Origin of the sequence: Variovorax sp. SPNA7, from assembly GCF_033807855.1 — a bacterium.
GTDB classification, from domain to species: domain Bacteria; phylum Pseudomonadota; class Gammaproteobacteria; order Burkholderiales; family Burkholderiaceae_C; genus Variovorax; species Variovorax beijingensis.
Genome location: NZ_CP138513.1, coordinates 5,276,221 through 5,293,556 on the forward strand (window position 1 = coordinate 5,276,221; position 17,336 = coordinate 5,293,556).

The 17,336-nt window shown below is 68.4% G+C and carries 13 protein-coding genes; 5 read left to right on the forward strand and 8 right to left on the reverse strand.

Annotation, left to right across the window (positions count from 1 at the left end; translation table 11 throughout):
• Window positions 1–55: 55 nt before the first annotated feature.
• A complete protein-coding gene (locus tag RZE77_RS24695) occupies window positions 56–736 on the forward strand; it encodes a DUF2846 domain-containing protein (protein WP_319439679.1) in 681 nt (226 codons plus the stop codon).
• Complete coding sequence (locus tag RZE77_RS24700; RefSeq protein ID WP_319439680.1) at window positions 733–2,010, forward strand: S1 family peptidase; 1,278 nt, start codon at window positions 733–735, stop codon at window positions 2,008–2,010. Before RZE77_RS24695 ends, RZE77_RS24700 begins: the two co-directional genes overlap by 4 nt.
• Here RZE77_RS24700 and RZE77_RS24705 read toward each other — a convergent pair whose 3' ends face one another.
• From RZE77_RS24705 to RZE77_RS24720, 4 genes are all read right to left on the reverse strand, one after another.
• Window positions 2,011–2,388, reverse strand: coding sequence for a hypothetical protein (locus RZE77_RS24705; protein WP_319439681.1), 378 nt, complete (start codon window positions 2,386–2,388; stop codon window positions 2,011–2,013). It abuts the gene before it with no gap.
• 132 nt (window positions 2,389–2,520) lie between these two features.
• A complete protein-coding gene (locus tag RZE77_RS24710) occupies window positions 2,521–3,801 on the reverse strand; it encodes a GDSL-type esterase/lipase family protein (RefSeq protein ID WP_319439682.1) in 1,281 nt (426 codons plus the stop codon).
• A gap of 122 nt (window positions 3,802–3,923) precedes the next feature.
• A complete protein-coding gene (locus tag RZE77_RS24715; protein ID WP_319439683.1) occupies window positions 3,924–7,220 on the reverse strand; it encodes a carboxyl transferase domain-containing protein in 3,297 nt (1,098 codons plus the stop codon).
• A gap of 11 nt (window positions 7,221–7,231) precedes the next feature.
• On the reverse strand, window positions 7,232–8,845 hold the full coding sequence (locus RZE77_RS24720; protein WP_319439684.1) for an AMP-binding protein: 1,614 nt from the start codon (window positions 8,843–8,845) through the stop codon (window positions 7,232–7,234).
• 86 nt (window positions 8,846–8,931) lie between these two features.
• Between RZE77_RS24720 and RZE77_RS24725 the strand changes: the two genes are divergently transcribed.
• The 3 genes from RZE77_RS24725 to RZE77_RS24735 all read left to right on the forward strand — a co-directional run bounded on the left by RZE77_RS24725 (window position 8,932) and on the right by RZE77_RS24735 (window position 14,563).
• Window positions 8,932–9,618: a TetR/AcrR family transcriptional regulator gene (locus RZE77_RS24725; RefSeq protein WP_319439685.1), complete on the forward strand. Its 687-nt coding sequence runs from the start codon at window positions 8,932–8,934 to the stop codon at window positions 9,616–9,618.
• Window positions 9,619–9,650: 32 nt separating this feature from the next.
• Window positions 9,651–10,913, forward strand: a complete 1,263-nt coding sequence (locus tag RZE77_RS24730) for a branched-chain amino acid ABC transporter substrate-binding protein (RefSeq protein ID WP_319439686.1) — start codon at window positions 9,651–9,653, stop codon at window positions 10,911–10,913.
• Between the two features lie 425 nt (window positions 10,914–11,338).
• On the forward strand, window positions 11,339–14,563 hold the full coding sequence (locus RZE77_RS24735) for a bifunctional cytochrome P450/NADPH--P450 reductase (RefSeq protein ID WP_319439687.1): 3,225 nt from the start codon (window positions 11,339–11,341) through the stop codon (window positions 14,561–14,563).
• Between the two features lie 12 nt (window positions 14,564–14,575).
• Here RZE77_RS24735 and RZE77_RS24740 read toward each other — a convergent pair whose 3' ends face one another.
• The 4 genes from RZE77_RS24740 to RZE77_RS24755 form a co-directional block, all read right to left on the reverse strand.
• Window positions 14,576–15,349: an esterase/lipase family protein gene (locus RZE77_RS24740; protein ID WP_319439688.1), complete on the reverse strand. Its 774-nt coding sequence runs from the start codon at window positions 15,347–15,349 to the stop codon at window positions 14,576–14,578.
• An 86-nt stretch (window positions 15,350–15,435) separates the two neighbouring features.
• Complete coding sequence (locus tag RZE77_RS24745; RefSeq protein ID WP_015867559.1) at window positions 15,436–16,071, reverse strand: TetR/AcrR family transcriptional regulator; 636 nt, start codon at window positions 16,069–16,071, stop codon at window positions 15,436–15,438.
• 50 nt (window positions 16,072–16,121) lie between these two features.
• Window positions 16,122–16,652 (reverse strand): phasin family protein, encoded by a 531-nt coding sequence (locus tag RZE77_RS24750; RefSeq protein WP_319439689.1) that lies wholly within the window; start codon window positions 16,650–16,652, stop codon window positions 16,122–16,124.
• 17 nt (window positions 16,653–16,669) lie between these two features.
• Window positions 16,670–17,227 carry a hypothetical protein gene (locus RZE77_RS24755; protein WP_319439690.1) on the reverse strand — a complete coding sequence of 186 codons (558 nt, stop codon included), beginning with the start codon at window positions 17,225–17,227 and terminating at the stop codon, window positions 16,670–16,672.
• Window positions 17,228–17,336: the final 109 nt, after the last annotated feature.

A 17,336-nucleotide genomic window follows, 5' to 3' on the forward strand; every position in this document is an offset into this window, starting at 1 on the left:
GTAAGCGGGTGTAGCATCCAGCGCCAAAAGAGGAGAAGGCGCGATGCGACGTTGGATGGGTGGTTTCCTGCTGGCCGCATTTGCGGCCTGCCTGTTCGGGTGTTCCGCTACCGGGCCCCGGTATTCGGAGATGGCGCAAAGCCTCCCCTCGCTGGGCGAGAACGAGGGGCGGATCTATTTCTATCGCGACTCGATCCTCGGTGCCGCGATACAGCCCGAGGTCACGGTCAATGGCCAGGTCGTCGGAAAGTCGCAGCCCGGCAGTTTCTTCTTCATCGATCGGCCGGCCGGCGCCTACAAGGCCAGCGCCCGCACCGAGGCCGAAGCCAGTATCGACATCGTGCTGCGGCCACGGCAGACCGCCTATATCGAGATGAGCATCGGCATGGGCTTTCTGGTCGGCCGCCCGGCGTTCGAACGGGTGGCGGAGGCAGCAGGCCGCAAGGCGCTGCCATCGCTGGCCTATGGTGGAAGGATGCCGCTGCCGGCCACGCCGGCGAACGCATCGCCGCCCGCTGCTGTTGCTGCGCCCCCCCCCCCGGCGGCTGCGGCGACAACAACGCCTCCGGCAACACCGCCGCCCAAGGCGGTTGGTGCCGCGGCGCTCGTGCAGGACACTGCCGCCGCCACCGCGCGCCCGCCGGTCCGCAGCACGCCCCCCGCGGCGCCCGCAGCAACGCCTTTCGCCAAGACCTCGATCAACGATCTGCGGCTGCTTCTGCAGGCCAACCGATGAAACACCAGCCTCCGACTTTTATCCTGGCCCTTGCCATTGCGATGGCAGTCCCCGCCGCATCCGCCCAGGATGCGCGAAGCGGCGCCGCGCTCGCACCCGATGCGCTCTTTGCCCGGGTTTCGCCCAGCGTCTGGGTGGTGCAGACCCACGATGCGCAAGGGAAGGTGCTGGCCACCGGCAGCGCGGTTGCCACCGGCGCGGGCACCGCCGTCACCAACTGCCAGCTGCTCGCGAAGGCCGCCGGCGTGGCGCTGAAGCGCGACAACGTGAGCTATGGCGCCACGCTGGTGTTCCCGGACGTCGCACGCGACCTGTGCCAGCTGCGGATCCCCAATTTCTCCGCACCGCCGATCGGCATCACACCCGCGAACGACCTGCAGGTCGGAATGCCGCTTCATATCGTCGGATCTCCGCGCGGCAAGGAACTGACGCTTGGCATCGGCATGCTCGCCGGTCTGCGCCGCAACGACACCGGCGAGCTCGAAGCGCTGCAGCTCGCCGCGCAACCCGAGGCGGGCCTCGGCGGAGCCGGCCTCTTCGACGCGCAGGGCCGGCTGGCCGGGCTGGTCAGCGCAGCGACTGCTGGATCGGGCTCGGCAAATCTCGCCATTCCCGCATCGTGGATTGCGGAGTTGCCCCTGCGCGGGCAGCTTGCGATCGAGCGACTGGCAACGCAACCCGCGGCGCTTTCCGGCGGCGGCATTGCGGCGCCGGGCCAGGGCTCCGGCCGGCCGAACGTTATCGAATACCAATTGCACGACCGTCTCACCAACGTCTATCGCAAGGTGGTCTACCGTGCGGATCCCGCAACGGACGACCGCATCAGCTTCAACAGCGGCGGATGGATCGAGAAGCCGGGCGGCGAGGTGATCAGCGTCACGAGCGCCGTCGCCGGCGAGTTCGACACGGCAATGCCGCCGGGTGGCTGGGCCAAGGAAAACCTCAAGGAAGAAGCCGCCTGGAAGAAGAGCTACAGCTCCACGCTGGGCGGAATCCGCATCAACATGGATCTTTCCGCCACGGTGATGGAAGACACCGTGCTGACAGTGGGCGGACAAGAGTTCAAGGTGGTGCGGATCGAATACCGCGGGTTCACGCAGCGCTTCGCGAACGCCGGAGCGGTTTCCGGCAACCAGTACGGCCCCTACCGGGCCGAAGTGTGGTTTTCGCCCGAGCTCGGGCGCGTCATTCGCTTCGAGGCGAAGACGCGCGGCGGCGCGAGCAGCGGGGCATTCCAGGTCAATGAAGCCCTCGAACTGGTGAGCCTGCGCTAATCAATACCGGTTCGGATTGTTCGGACGGCGGTCGTAGCGGTTCGGCACGCCGTCGCGGTCGCGGTCCCAATAGCCGCGGCGGTATTCCCAGCGGCCATCGCGCTCGCGCCATTCCGGCGGGCGGTAGGCGTAGCCCGGGCGGGCGCGCACATACATGCCCCGGACCCACACATGGCGTCCGTTCTGCCATTCGTAGTGCCCCGGCGCCCACACGTAGCCGCGGCGCGGCGGCGGAATGCGCTCGTGGCGGGGCGGCGGCGGCGGCACTTCGACATACACCCCGGGCTGCGCCTGGGCGGCGGTCGGCGCCATCAGCGCGCCTCCCACCGAGAGCAGCGAAGCCGCAGCGACGGAAAGGGTAATTGCGAGTTTTTTCATGGGGGTCCCCTCATGAGTGGTTGGAGCCTTCATGCTGACCAAGCCATGTGAAGCGCCTGTAAGCACTCGACGGGACTTTGTGTAGAGGTGTTTCCACCAAAGTAGTACCTTTGTAGGCACTTACTACGGCCGCTACTCCTGCAGTTCGCGAAGATCGACGGCCGCGGCCATGGCGGCATGACCCGCCTTGTTGGGATGCAGGTGGTCGCCGTTGTCGTAGGCGGGGTTCAACGTCGTCGGATCGGCCGGGTTGCGCAGCACGGCGTCGAAATCGATCATGCCGTCCACGTCCTGGCGGCTGCGGATCCAGCGGTTGACCTCGCTGCGCATGGCCTCCGTGGCCTCGGTCCAGTAGGGCGTGTTCCTGAACGGCGGTACGGTGCCGATCAGCACCTTCACGCCCTTGGCGCGGGCTTGCTTGATCAGTTGCTGCAGGCCGTCGGTGATGCGCTCCGCCGTCGGCACCTCGTGCTCCGGCGTCGGCCGGCCCGGCAGCACGAACACGCTGCGGCCGATGTCGTTGGTGCCCAGCAGGATCATCACGTGCGTCGCGCCGCTCTGCCCGAGCGCATCACGCGCAAAGCGCGACAGGCCGTTGGGGCCGATGCCGTCGACCAGCAGCCGGTTGCCGCCGATGCCCATGTTCAGCACCGAGACCGCCTGCGCCGCCGAAGGGCTGTTGCGCAGGCGCGTGGCAAGCAGTTCGGGATACGACCCATCGCCAGCCTCGCCGCCGCCCGCGGTGATCGAGTCGCCGAAGGCCACCACCGTGCGCACGGGCTGCGTGGTCATCACGTCGAGTCCGGTCACGATGTGGTTCAGCGGCAAGGGCGCGGCATCGTGCAGCCTCGGCGTTGCGACCGCATTGCCGCCCACCACCCAGCTGGTGTCGGGCGACCGCAGGTGCACGGTCGCGAAGGGCACGGCGCGATCGAAGAAGGCACTCACCGCCACCGCCTGCCCGGCCTCGACCTTCAGGTCGGCGCCATCGCTCCAGGCTTCGGCGCCCGGCGCGACGACCGTGCTTGCGCGCCCGCCGAAGCGCAGCTTGCGCAGCGTGGCCGGAGAGACCGCGCCGCCACCGGTGCCGTGCCCCACGCTGGCTTCGGCGATGTGCATAGGCGTCTTGCCGAACCGATTCGAGAAGCGGATACGAACGCGCTCGCCGCTCAGCGCGGGCTCGACCTGCTGCCGCAGCGTCTGCCCGCGGAATGCATCGCCGCCGGGCCGGGGTGCCGCGGCCGTGAGGAGCGGATTCGCGCTGAGTTCGCGGAAATCCACCGGAGCGGCCGCCCATCCGGCCACCCAGTGCGCCTCGACGGGCTGCTTCGGCTGCGGCTGCCCATCGGTATCGGGCTGGACGGCCTGCACGGCCACTGCAACGGCAAACAGCAGGCAACCCACCGCGGCCATCCAATGCCGCAGAGCACCTTTGCGAAGAGCGGAAAGCCGATGCAAACCCAGTTTCATGCGCACAAAGCGACTCAGTTTAAGGAGCCCCCTTGCCATTGCATGTGACGAGGTCTAGTGCATGGTTACCAAGTGTCTACATAGGGCGAAGCCGCCTGCGCGGAACGCCCCGCGGAGGCGAGTCCGCGCACCAGCCAGGTGCGCGTTTCGGCGGGATCGATCACTGCATCGATCTCGAGCGTCTGCGCCATGTGGATCGCCTCGCCATTGGCGTATTGCTGCGCCACCAGCGTCTTGAACAGCGCGTCGCGCTCGGCGCCTTCGGCCGCCGTCGCCAGCTCCTTCCGATAGCCCAGGCGCACCGCGCCCTCGAGCCCCATCGCGCCGAATTCGCCGGTCGGCCAGGCCACCGTGAACACCGGTGCATCGAAGCCGCCGGCCGTCATGGCCTGCGCGCCCAGGCCGTAGCCCTTGCGCAGCACCACCGCGAAGAAAGGCACGCGCAGGTGCGAGGCCACCATGAACATGCGGCAGACATGGCGGACCTGCGCCTGCGCCTCGATCTCGGGGCCGACCATGAAGCCGGGCGTGTCGCACAGCGAGACGATCGGCAAGCCGTGCGCGTTGCACAGCTGCATGAAGCGCGCCGATTTGTCGGCCGCCTCCACGTCGATCGCGCCGCCGAGGTGGTGCGGGTTGTTGGCCATCAGCCCCACCGGCTTGCCCTCGATGCGCGCCAGCGCGGTGACGATGCCCGCGCCGAAACCCGCGCGCAGCTCGAGCAGCGAGCCCGTGTCGGCCACGCCGCGCATCGCGGCGCGCACGTCGTACACGCGCAGCCGGTTCTCGGGCACCACGTGGCGCAGCGCGCGCGGGTCGGCGCACTGCCAGTCGCTCACCGGCCCCTGGAAATACGAAAGATATTGCTTTGCCGCAGCCACCGCCGCGGCCTCGTCTTCCACCAGGATGTCGATCACGCCGTTGCGCGACTGCACGCTGCTCGGCCCGATCTGCTCGGGCGCGAAGCTGCCGAGCCCGCCGCCCTCGATCATCGCGGGGCCGCTCATGCCGATGTTGCTGCCGCGCGTGGCAATGATCACGTCGGCGCAGCCCAGCAGCGCCGCGTTGCCCGCGAAGCAGCGGCCATGCACGATGCCGAGCACCGGCACCTTGCCCGAGAGCGCCGCGAACTGGCTGAAGGTGTGGTTGTTGAGGCCCGCGACGATGGGCATGTCGGTATCGCCCGGCCGCCCGCCGCCGCCTTCGGCGAACAGCACCACCGGCAGCTTCAACTGGTGCGCGATCGACAGCATGCGGTCGGTCTTATGGTGGTTGCGCATGCCCTGCGTGCCGGCCAGCACCGTGTAGTCGTAGGCCAGCACGGCGCAGCGCGAAGCCTCGGGGCCGAACTGCCTCGCGTTGATGCTGCCGAGGCCCGTCACCATGCCGTCGGCCGGCGTGTTGGCGATCAGGTCTTCGAGCGTGCGGCGGCGCGTTTGCGCGGCGATGGCAAGGGCGCCGTATTCGATGAAGCTGCCGGGGTCGGCGGCGGTGTCGCACAGGTCGGCGATGTTCTCGCGCGCGGTGCGCCCGCCCTGCGCATGCCGCTTGGCCACGGCCGCGCCGCGGTTGGCATCGAGCGTGAAGGCATGGCGGTCGATCACCTTCCGCAGGTCGGGGCGGATCGCATCGAGGTCTTGTTCGGTGCGCGCCTCGGTTTCCACAGCCTGCGCATCGACCGCTTCCAGCCGCACCAGCGACTGGCCTTCGACGAGGTAGTCGCCTGGCTCGGCGAGCAGCGCAACCACGCGGCCCGCGACGGGCGCGTGCAGCAGGTGCTCCATCTTCATGGCCTCGAGCACGCCGAGCTGCGCGCCGGCAGGCAGCACATCGCCCACCGCCACTTCGAACTGCACCAGCTTGGCGGGCATCGGCGCCTTGACCGTCAGGTCGTCCGCATCGTCGTCTTCGATTGCCGCCGCCTGCGCATCGGCAGGTGCGATCTTCCTTGCATGTTTTTCAAGCGATGCCGCGGCGGCCAGCAGGTCGCCCAGGTGCGCTTCGACGAAGCGCGTGTGCACCGCCTGCGCCGCGAACTCGGGCCGCGCCGCAATGGCGCGCAGCAATGCGAGATTGGTCACGATGCCGTCGATGTGGCATTCGTCCAGTGCGCGCAGCGAGCGCCGCAGCGCATCGGCAAAGCGTGGCGACGGCGAATGAACGATCAGCTTGGCAAGCAGCGTGTCGTAGTGCGGCGACGGTGCGAGGCCCGCATAGCCGTGCGTATCGACGCGCACGCCGGGCCCGCTCGGCAGGTCGAAGCGCGCGAGCGTGCCACCCGAGGGCCGCGCGCTGCCATGGGCATCGAGCGTCTCGGCGTTGATGCGCCATTGCAGCGCAAACCCGCGCTGCGCCGCCGTGCGGTCGGCTTCCACGCCGAGCGCCTTCAACGGCTGGCCGGCTGCCACCGCCATCTGCAGCTGCACGAGATCCAGGCCCGTCACGGCCTCCGTCACGGTGTGCTCGACCTGCAGCCGCGGGTTCGCCTCGATGAAGACGAAAGGGAGCGTGGCCGATTCGGCATCGACGAGGAATTCGAAAGTGCCCAGGCTGCGATAGCCCGCGGCCCTGGCCATGCGCAGCGCCGCCTGCGTGATGGAAGTGCGCAGCGCATCGGGCAGCGAGGGGCTGGGCGCGATCTCCACCAGCTTCTGGAAGCGCCGCTGCAGGGTGCATTCGCGCTCGCCGAGGCTGGCCACGGCCTGGCCGTCGCCGAGCACCTGAATTTCGATATGGCGCGCATTGCGCATCAGGCGCTCCACATACACGCCTTCGACGCCGAAGGCGGCCTTGGCCTCGGACATGCAGCGCGCATGCGCTTCGGGCAACTCGTCCGCATTCATGACAGCGCGCATGCCGCGCCCGCCCCCGCCGCCGATGGCCTTGATCATCACGCCCGCAGCGCCCTGCGCCTGCTGTTCGGCAAAGAAGGCCTGCGCCTGCGCGAGCGTCACTGCGCCGGCGCTGCCGGGCATCACGGGCACATCGCATTGCGTGGCAAGCGCACGTGCGCGCGCCTTGTCGCCGAACAGCGCCAGCTGCTCGGGCGCGGGGCCGATGAAGACCAGCCCGCCATCCGCGCAGGCCTGCGCAAAGTCCGCGCGCTCGCTCAGGAAGCCATAGCCGGGGTGCGCCGCGTCGCAGCCCTGCGCCTTCGCCACGCCGATCAGCGCAGCAATGTCGAGATACGCCGAGGGCCCGGCCGCGTCGAGCGCGACAGCCACGTCGGCCAGCTGCACATGCAGCGCGGATGCATCGTCGCGCGCATGCACCGCCACGCTCGCAATGCCGAGGTCGCGCAGCGCACGCACCAGGCGCACCGCAATCTCGCCGCGGTTGGCAATCAGGACTTTGGAGAACAAGGGAGAACCTTTCAGGCTTTGTCTTTCAGCAGGCGCCGCAGCACCTTGCCGGCACCGGTGGTCGGCAGGGCGTCGATGAAGCTCACGGCGCGCGGCGCCTTGTAGCTGGCCATGTTGTCGCGCGACCAGGCGATGAGCGCATCGGCCTCGAGCGCCGCGCCGGGCTTGCGCACGATGAAGGCCTTGACCACCTCGCCCTTCTCGGCATCGGGCTGCGCAATGACCGCGGCCTGGGCCACTGCGGGGTGCTTGATGAGGATGGTCTCGACCTCCTCGGGGAACACGCTGTAGCCCGAGACCTTGATCATCTCCTTGAAGCGGCCGATGAAGGTCAGGTAGCCGTCGGCATCGAGCTTGCCCATGTCGCCGGTGTGCACCCATCCATTGCGCAGCGTGGCCGCCGTGGCCTCGGGCTTGTTCCAGTAGCCCTTGAAGGAGCCGGGGCTCGCGAGCACGATCTCGCCGACCTCGCCCGCGGGCAGGTCGGCTTGCGTGTCGGGGTCGAGGATGCGGATGCTCACGCCCGGCACCGCGATGCCCTGCGTGCCCCAGCGCGGCGCATGGTGCGGCGTGTAGGTGTCGCAGGTGTGGGTTTCGCTGAGACCGTAGGCGGCTTCGAACGACGTGCAGTTGGGCGCATGCGCGCGCCACTGCGCCGCCAGCGGCTCGGTGAAGGCGATGCCGAAGCTCGTGACCGGATTGCGCCGCAGGCTCGAGAGGTCGAAGCTGGCGATGTCCGGTACCTGCATGCAGGCCACGTTCATCGGCGCGATGCTGTACCACCAGCTCACCCTGTAGCGCGCAATGGCCTGCAGCACCGCGCGCGGATCGAAGCGGTGCAGCAGCACCGACGCCGCGCCGCTGAGCACCGGCACGTTCACGCCCATCAGCATGCCGGCGATGTGATAGAGCGGCGCAATGGAAAGCAGCACGTCGTCGCCGGCCACGCCGTTGCAGTCGGCCGCCGCCCGGGTCTTGAAGAGCGCATTGCCGTAGCTCAGCATCGCACCCTTGGGCAGCCCGGTGGTGCCGGAGGTGTAGGTCATGAGCGCCACGTCGTCGAGGTCGATGGCCACGGGCCGGGGCACCGCATCGCCCTGCATCACGGCCAGGAAGTCCTCGCATCCTTCGGGCACGCTGCGCGGGGCACTGCGCTCGGCGAGCAGTTCGGCCGGCAGCTCGGGCACGGGCTCTTCGGGCAGCAGGTCGGCGTAGTGCACCACGAACACATGCGCGAGCGCGCTTTGCGGCTGCACCTTGCGCACCACCGGCAGCAGCGGTGCGGCAGCGACGATCACGCGCGCCTGGAGGTCGTTGACCTGGTAGGCCAGCTCGTGCTCCTTGTTGAGCGGGCTGCCCGGGCAGACGATGGCACCGATCTTCTGGATGCCGAAATGCGCGACCAGGTACTGCGGGCAGTTGTTGAGGAACAGCACCACCGGCTCGCCCTTCTTCACGCCGATGGCCTGCAGCCGCGCCGCGAAGGCATCGCTCGCGCGGTCGAGCTGGGCCCAGCTCATGGCGTGGCCGTACCAGATGCAGGCCGGGCGTTCACCGCGCTCGCGCGCATGGGCGCGCAGGTACTCGTGCAGGGGTTGTTGCGGACGGTCGGGCAATGTCTCCATGGCGTCACTTTCTCAGGGTTATCGATAGCCGGCTGCAGGAGCCAAGCGCTTGCCAATGGGTGCATGGTGCACCAACAATCCTACCCATGGGTATAACTTCCGCGACACGGCACAAACCCTCTGGCAAGGCCGCCGCCACCGCACAGCCGCACCTGCCGCAGGGCACCGGGCGCCAGCGCGCGGCCACGCAGGGCACCGACCTCCAGCGCGAGCGCATCCTGCAGGCGGCGGCGCAGCTCTTCGCGGCGCAGGGCTATGCCAACACCACCATGGCGCAGATCGTGCGCGCGCTGGGCGTGACCAAGCCCTTCGTGTACTACTACTTCCGCGACAAGCAGGAGATCTTCGAAACGTTGTCGTGGCGTCCCGCGGTCGACTGCTTCACCGCGCTCGATTTTGCGGCCGGCGATCCGCGCCGCGCGAGCGAGAAGGTGCTCGAAGGCATCGAGCGGCTGATCCGCGCGACCATTGCGCACCACCCCTGCGCCTTCTTTCCGTACCGCGAGCCGCAGGTGTACCGGCCCGAATACATAGCGGCGCAGAAGAAGCTCGCGCACCACTTCTACGACCTGCTGTGCCCGCTTCTTGAAGAAGCGCGCCGCGACGGCGACCTGGACTTCACCGAAACCAAGATCACCGCGCTCGCGGCCTGCAGCCTGCCGGGCTTTCTCTACAGCTGGTACCGGCCGAACGGCCGCCTCTCGCCCGACGAGGTGGTGGCCGAGCTCACGAAGCTCGCAAGCCGGGTGATCGGCCTTCGCAGCCCGGACTGACTCCCCCCCAAGAAAACCGAGAGAGACAAACCATGAAGTCCAAGCACGCGCCACTGGCGCCGATCGCCCTCGCCTGCCTGCTGGCCGTTGCCGGCGGCGCGCAGGCTCAGCAGCAGCAGCCCAGCTACAAGATCGCCTACATCGACCCGCTCTCGGGGCCGTTCGCGAACGTGGGCGAGCTGATGCTCACGCACACGCAGTACGCCATCGAAGAAATCAACGCCAAGGGCGGCGTGCTCGGCGGCACGAAGCTGCAGCTGCTGCAGTTCGACAGCAAGCTCTCGGCGCAGGAGAGCCAGAGCGCGCTGCAGGCGGCCATCGACCAGGGCGCCAAGGCCATCGTCACGGGTGGGTCGGGCTCCTCGGTGGTGACGGCGCTGGTGCAGTCGGTGGCGCGCTGGAACCAGCGCAACCCGGGCAAGGAGCTGATCGTGCTGAACCATTCGTCGATCGACCCCGAGATGACCGGCAAGAACTGCAGCTTCTGGCACTTCCAGACCGAGGCCAACACCGCGATGAAGATGAAGGCGCTGGCCAACTACATCAAGAAGACGCCCGACGTGAAGAAGGTCTACCTGCTGAACCAGGACTATGCCCACGGCAAGCAGTGGGCGAGCTATGGGCGCCAGCTGGTGGGCCTGGCGCGGCCCGATGTGCAGTTCGCCGGTGAAACGCTGCACCCCATCGGCCGCGTGAAGGACTTCTCACCCTACATCGCGAACATCAAGCAGAGCGGTGCCGACTCGGTCATCACCGGCAACTGGGGCCAGGACATGACGCTGCTGCTCAAGGCCGCGGGCGACGCCGGCTACAACCTGCGCTATTTCAACCACAGCGCGGGCTCGGTGCCGGGCACGGTGCTGGCGGTGTCGCAGGCCAAGCTCGGGCAGCTGACCTGGGTGGCCGAATGGCATCCGGGGCAGGCGGACACGCCGCGCGCCGATGCGCTGGCCAAGGCCTACAAGGCGAAGACGGGCAAGGACTTCCTGGCGCCGCGCATCGACTTCACGCCGCGTCTTCTGGCCGCCGCGATCAACAAGGCCGGCAGCACCGACACGGTGAAGGTGGCACGTGCGCTCGAGGACATGAGCTACGACTCGGTGGTGGGGCCGATCCGCATGCGCGCCGAGGACCACCAGTTGCTGCTGCCGCAGGTGGTCAACACGATTGCGCCGGTCGACGGCAAGAGCGTGAAGGTGGGTTGGGAAGGGACGAACTACGGCTTCCGGACGGATGCTGTCTATACGGGCAACGAACTGGCGCAGGGGTCTGAATGCAAGATGGTTCGGCCTTGAGGGCTTCTGCTTGCTGTTGCGGCTGAAGTCCTTCAGGGCGCGTGCACAGATCACCGGGTACTCCCCTCCGCGAATGTCCCCCGGGGCTACGCCCCTCCTCCTTTATTTCGCTGCGGGGAGCACCCGATGCTCTGTGCACCAGGGCACGCTCCGGGTGCACCGCTGATCAACCAGTGCTCTGATCACGCTCCCGCCGATGGGGTGCCTTGCGCAGCGAAATAAAGGAGGAGCGCGAAGCGCGGGGGACATTCGCGGAGCAAGGTACCCCGTCGGCGGGAGCGCGCCCTGAATCAGCGGCGCCACCGAACAAAGCACCGAACCAGCCTAAGGGAAACCCCGTCCTGCCCCCCACCGGTGCCCTCGGGATACTCCGGAGTCACACGCCGGAATCTCCGAAGCGGGTCCACTCCAAAGGCACGACACCCATGGCAGGCAAAAACTCGCTCCATCCGATCCCGCATCCCGCCAAGAAGCCGTTCGTCGGCAACCTGCTGTCGATCGGCTCCGACTCCCCCGTGCTCGACATGTGGAAGATCGCGCAGGAGCTCGGCGGCATCTACTGGCTCGACATGCCGGGCATGCCGGTGATCGTGGTGTCCTCGCCCGCGCTGGTCGACGAGCTCTGCGAAGAGGCGCGCTTCGACAAGAGCACGCGCGGCGCGCTGCGCAGGCTGCGTGCCGCATCGCACGGGCTCTTCACCTCGGACACGCACGAGGAAACCTGGTCGAAGCCGCACAACATCCTCTTGGCCAACTTCAGCCAGCGTGCCATGCAGGCCTACCACCCGATGATGCTGGACATCGCCGGCCAGTTGGTCACCAAGTGGGAGCGGCTGAACTTCGACGAAGAGGTGGACGTGGTGCGCGACATGACCGCGCTCACGCTCGACACCATCGGCCTGTGCGGCTTCGGCTACCGCTTCAATTCGTTCTACCGCGAAGGCTTCCATCCCTTCGTCGATGCGATGGTGCGCACGCTGGAGACGGTGCAGAACCGCCGCGGCCTGCCGCTCGAAGAGTTCATGCTCAAGAAGGAGCTCGCGCAGCAGCGCAAGGACATCCGCTTCATGCACAAGATGGTGGAAGACATCATCGAGGAGCGCCGCGCGGGCGGGGCCGACATTGCCACCAAGCCCGACCTGCTGAGCTACATGATCGCGGGGGTCGACAAGAAGAGCGGCGAGAAGCTCACCGACAAGATGATCCGCGACGAGTGCATCGAATTCCTCATCGCGGGGCACGAGACCACCAGCGGCCTGCTCTCGTTCGCGATCTACTTCCTGCTGAAGAACCCCGAGGCGCTGGCCAAGGCGCAGGCCGAGGTCGACAACGTGTTCGGCCCCGACACCTCGCTGAAGCCGACCTATGCGCAGGTCAACCGGCTGCAGTACGTGATGCAGGTGCTGAAGGAGGCGCTGCGCCTGTACCCGACCGCGCCCGCCATCGCGATGCGCGCGAAGGAAGACACCACCATCGGCGGCCAGTACACGATCAAGAAGAAGAACATGGTCATCATGCATGCGCTGGCGCTGCATCGCGACAAGGGCATCTGGGGCGAGGACGCCGACGAGTTCAACCCCGACCACTTCAGCCGCGAGGCCGAGCGCGAGCGGCCAGTGAATGCTTTCAAGCCCTTCGGCAACGGGCAGCGCGCCTGCATCGGGCGCCAGTTCGCGCTGCAGGAAGCGGTGCTCACGCTGGGCATGATCCTGCAGCGCTTCGACCTCGTCGATCACACGGGCTACAAGCTCAGGATCAAGGAGGCGCTCACGATCAAGCCGGAGAACTTCAGGATCAAGGCGCTGCTGCGCGACCCGGCCACGCGGCCGCGCGGCAACACCGCCGATGCGGCCGCCGCGCCGGTGCAGCCCACCAGGCCCGCTGCGCGCAAGCCGCAGGCCGCGCGGCACGGCACGTCGCTCCTGGTGCTGCAGGGCTCCAACCTCGGCACGGCCGAAGACCTGGCGCGCCAGCTGGCCGAGGCCGGCGAGCTGCGCGGCTTCTCGACGCAGGTGGCCTCGCTCGACGACTACGCCGAGCGTCTGCCCGCCAATGGCGCCGTCGCCATCGTCTGCGCCTCGTACAACGGCGTGGCGCCCGACAACGCGGCCGAGTTCCACCGCTGGCTCGACAAGGCCGACGACTCACTCAACGGCGTGCGCTTCAGCGTCTTCGGCTGCGGCAACACCGACTGGGCCGCCACCTACCAGGCGGTACCGCGGCGCATCGACGAGCGGCTCGGCGCGCTCGGCGCCACGCGCGTGCATCCGCGCGGCGAGGGCGATGCGCGCGAGGACATGGACGGCGCCTTCCAGGACTGGAGCGACGCGCTCTGGCCCGAACTGGTGAAGGCCTTCGGCATCCAGTCCGGCGCCGACACGCCTGCCGAGGCCGAGCCGCTCTACACGCTCGAGGAACTGCCGCCGCCGCAGAAGAACGCGCTCGTCGACGCGCTGGGCGCGGTGGCGCTGCGCGTGATCGAGAACCGCGAACTGCAGAAAGATCCCGGCAGCGCCGGCGAAGCGGGCCGCTCCACGCGCCACGTCGAGCTGATGCTGCCCGAAGGCGTGGACTACCGCGCCGGCGACCACCTGAGCGTGGTGCCGCGCAACAGCCCGGCGCAGGTGGAGCGCGCGATGGCGCGCTTCGGATTCGACCGCGCCGCGCATGTGCGGCTGCATGCCGACTCGGGCCGCAAGACCGCGCTGCCGGTCGACCAGGTGATCGCGGTCGACCGCCTGCTCGGCGACTATGTCGAACTGCAGGACGTGGCCACGCGCAAGCAGATCGCCACGCTCGCGGCATACACCGAGTGCCCGGCCACCCGGCCGAAGCTCGCCGCGCTCTCGGGCAGCGACGACGCCTCGCAGGCCGCCTACAAGGCGCAAGTGCTGCACAGGCGCAGGTCGCTGCTCGACCTGCTCGAGGAGCACCGCGCCTGCCAGCTGCCGTTCGCGGTGTTCCTCGAGATGCTGTCGCCGCTCTCGCCGCGCTACTACTCGATCTCGTCCTCGCCCACGATGACGCCGGGGCGCTGCAGCGTCACCGTGGGCGTGGTGAGCGCGCCGGCGCTGTCGGGCAACGGCACCTTCGAGGGCGTGTGCTCCAACTACCTGGCGCGCGCCGAGGCGGGCGACACGGTGCACGGCGTGATCCGCGAAACCACGGCCGAAGGCTTCCGCCTGCCCGAGGATGCGCAGCGCCCGCTCGTCATGATCGGCCCCGGCACCGGCCTTGCACCGTTCCGCGGTTTCCTGCAGGAGCGCGCGGCGCAGGTCGAGCGCGGCGAAGTGCTGGGCGATGCGATGCTGTTCTTCGGCTGCCGCCATCCCGAGCAGGATTTCATCTATGCCGAGGAGCTCGAGGCCTGGTCGCACCGCGGCCTGATGAAGCTGCACACGGCGTTCTCGCGCGCGGGCGAGCGCAAGGTCTATGTGCAGGACCTGATCCGCGAGCAGGGCGCGGCCGTGTGGAAGCTGCTGGAAGCGGGCGCGGTGATCTATGTGTGCGGCGACGGTTCGCGCATGGAGCCCGATGTGCGGCGCACGCTGGCCGACCTGGCGCGCGAGCATGGCCATGACGGCACGGCATGGATGGACCAGATGATTGCCGACCAGCGTTACGTGCTGGACGTCTGGGCCGGGGCCTGACCCCGCCGGAACTCAGGCCTTGCGGCCTGGATCGGGATACACCAGCGGCCCGAGCAGGCCGCGGTTGAAGGGCTTCCAGCCGTCCTCCGGCTGCGCAAGCCTATCGGCCACCGCAAAGAGCACCGCCGGATGCGCGCCAAGCCCCAGGTGGCTCGCGACCACCTCGATGTTTTCCGCCTGCGGCCCCGGCTTCTCGAGGCTGCAGCGCCAGGCGACGACGCCGTCGGTGCGGCTGAAGATCGAGGTCGTGGGCACCGGCGGCGTGGGCTGCACGAACTTCATGCGGCGCGGGTCGTGCGAGCTCTGGCCGCTCACGCCCTCGTACACGCGCCATGCGTTGGTGGCGCGCGGGCTGCCGGAGAACGGGCTGCCCAGGGTGATGACGTTGCGCACCAGCGCCGGCTGCGCCGACGCCAGCAGCCGCGCATAGACGCCGCCCAGGCTCCAGCCGATCACGCTGACCTTCTGGCCGCTTTTTTCAGCGAGGGATTTCAGCAGCGCGAGCATGCCGTCTTCCACGCCTTCGCGCGGGCCGAAGTTGCGGCCCTGGCCCCAGCCGTGCGCGTCGTAGCCGCGGCTGCACAGGTAGCGGCGCAGCACCAGCGTGGAGCCGTCGCCCGCCACGAGGCCGGGCAGCACGAGCACCGGATGCCCGTCGCCGCGCGGCGCAAGCTGCAGCAGCGGCCACATGGCGATGCCGGCGCCCGTTTCCCAGAGCGCGCGCGCTTCGGCCAGCAGCAGCAGGCCCGACGGCGGCGCGATGGGGTCTCGGGTGGCGGTGGTCATGAGGGCGGCTTTCCTTTCTGTTCCTTGTTCTGTGGGACGAGCATGGCGAACCAAAGTTTCACCGCCTCGTCGGACAACAACGATCTTTATCCGAGGTATTTGCCCCGCAGGTAATCAAGGTAAGCCCTCGATTCGCTCGAAACATACGGGGAAATCAGGGTGAGCGTGTAGAAAGCCGCCAATCCCGGGTCGGCCTGCGCGAGCGCGTCGCGCCCCGGCACCAGGCGTTCGAACGAGAGCCAGCAGGTGGTGGTGAAGACCATCTGCAGCGCGAGGATGCGGGCCTGCTCGGCGCTGGTCTCGATCACGCCCGAGGCCACCAGCCCTTCGCACAGCGCCTGGGCTGCCAGCAGGTTCTGCGCAGTGAGCGCCTGGGCGCGCTGGCCGAGCGCGGGGTATTCGCCGGCCAGGAAGGCCATGTCGCGGTAGATGAACCGGTACTGGTCGATGGCTTCGAAGCGCAGGTGCAGCGCGAGCCAGAGGTCGTCGATGGCGGTGATCGAACCCGCGGAGCCGTCGAGCACCTCGAGCCGCTGCTCGAAGCGCCGGAACAGCCATTCGACGATCAGCTGCTTGGCCTTGAAGTGGTAGTGCAGGTTGCCCGGGCTGATGCCGAGCTCGGCCGCGATCTTGTGCGTGGACACCGCCGCCAGGCCTTGCGCATTGAACAGCGCGAGGCTGGCCTGCAGGATGCGGTCACGCGTGGTGTTGGAACTGGCCACAACCGGCTGGTGCTGCTGCGTGCGTCGGTGCTTCGCCGGGCTGCTGGCGCTCAGCGCTTGCCGCTGCCGCGCGGGCCGGCGTTCCTGGGCTCGAGTTGCGCGAGGCGTTCGCGCAGCCGAATGACTTCTTCGCGCAGCGCCTGCACCTCTTGCGCACTGGGCATGCCCAGGCGCTGCAGCGCGGTGGCCACGCGCTGGTCGAACACGTCCTCGAACTTGCGCAGGCCGAAGCTGTCGAGGCCCGGAAAGCCGCGGGGAACCGCGGCCTTGGCACCCGCCGCCGGATCGAACCGGGCCTGGCCGATGCCCAGCAATCCCTCGATCACATTGGCCTGGCGCTTGGCGACGTCGTCGCGCACATTGCCGAGCACCTTGAGGCCGGCGCGCAGCAGGCCCTCGGCGCCGACGGCCTTCTTGCCCGGCGCGGTGTCCGGTGCGGCAGCAGCCGTTCTCTTCTTCGATGCCGCAGCCTTCTTCCCGGCTGCGGGCGCCTTCCTGGCCGCAGGAGTTTTCCTTGCAGGCTTCGCAGGCGCCGCCCTCTTCTTCCTGGAATCGTCCGTCGGATCGGGGCGGGTCGCCATGCGTTGTTGCTCCAGGGTCAGGCCGCCTTGCGGGCGGCGGTGCGGCGAACCGGCTTCTTGGCAGCGGCGGCCTTGGCCTTCACGCTGCGCACGGGCTTGGCTTCTTCAGCGCCGCTCACGCGCACTTCGATCTGCCTGGCACCGGCAGCCACCTTGTCGGCGATCTGCACCGACACGTTGGCGATCGGCTGGTTCAGCGCATTCAGCGTCTTGACCACAGAGCTCACGACGGGCGATTCGACGCGCGCCACGCGGCCGGCCACGGTTTCGATGCCGCTCGTGGTGCCCGCGGCGACGCGGTCCATCACCGAGACGATGCGGCCGGTGTCGATGTCCAGGCGGTTGGCCAGGAAGCCGTTGATCTTTTCCTGCGCGCCGATCAGGTTGGCCTTGACCTGCTCGCTCACCAGCGGAATCTGGCGGCTGCCCAGGAATTCGCTGTAGCGCGAAGCAGCGCCGCCGAGCAGGCGATGGACGCCGGCGCGGTAGGCGCCCACCAGGGTCTTGCCGGCGTCGTTGTACTGGCCGATGACGTGGATGGCGGCGGAAGAGAAGGAAGCTTGCGTGGTGGTCATTTGGATTTCCTGGAAGTTGATCGGATAGCGAGATTCATGGGATTCGCGATGAAGTGATCTTCTTCCAGAGTGCCTAGGCCTGGAAAGCTAGAACGGTCGGAAAACTAGT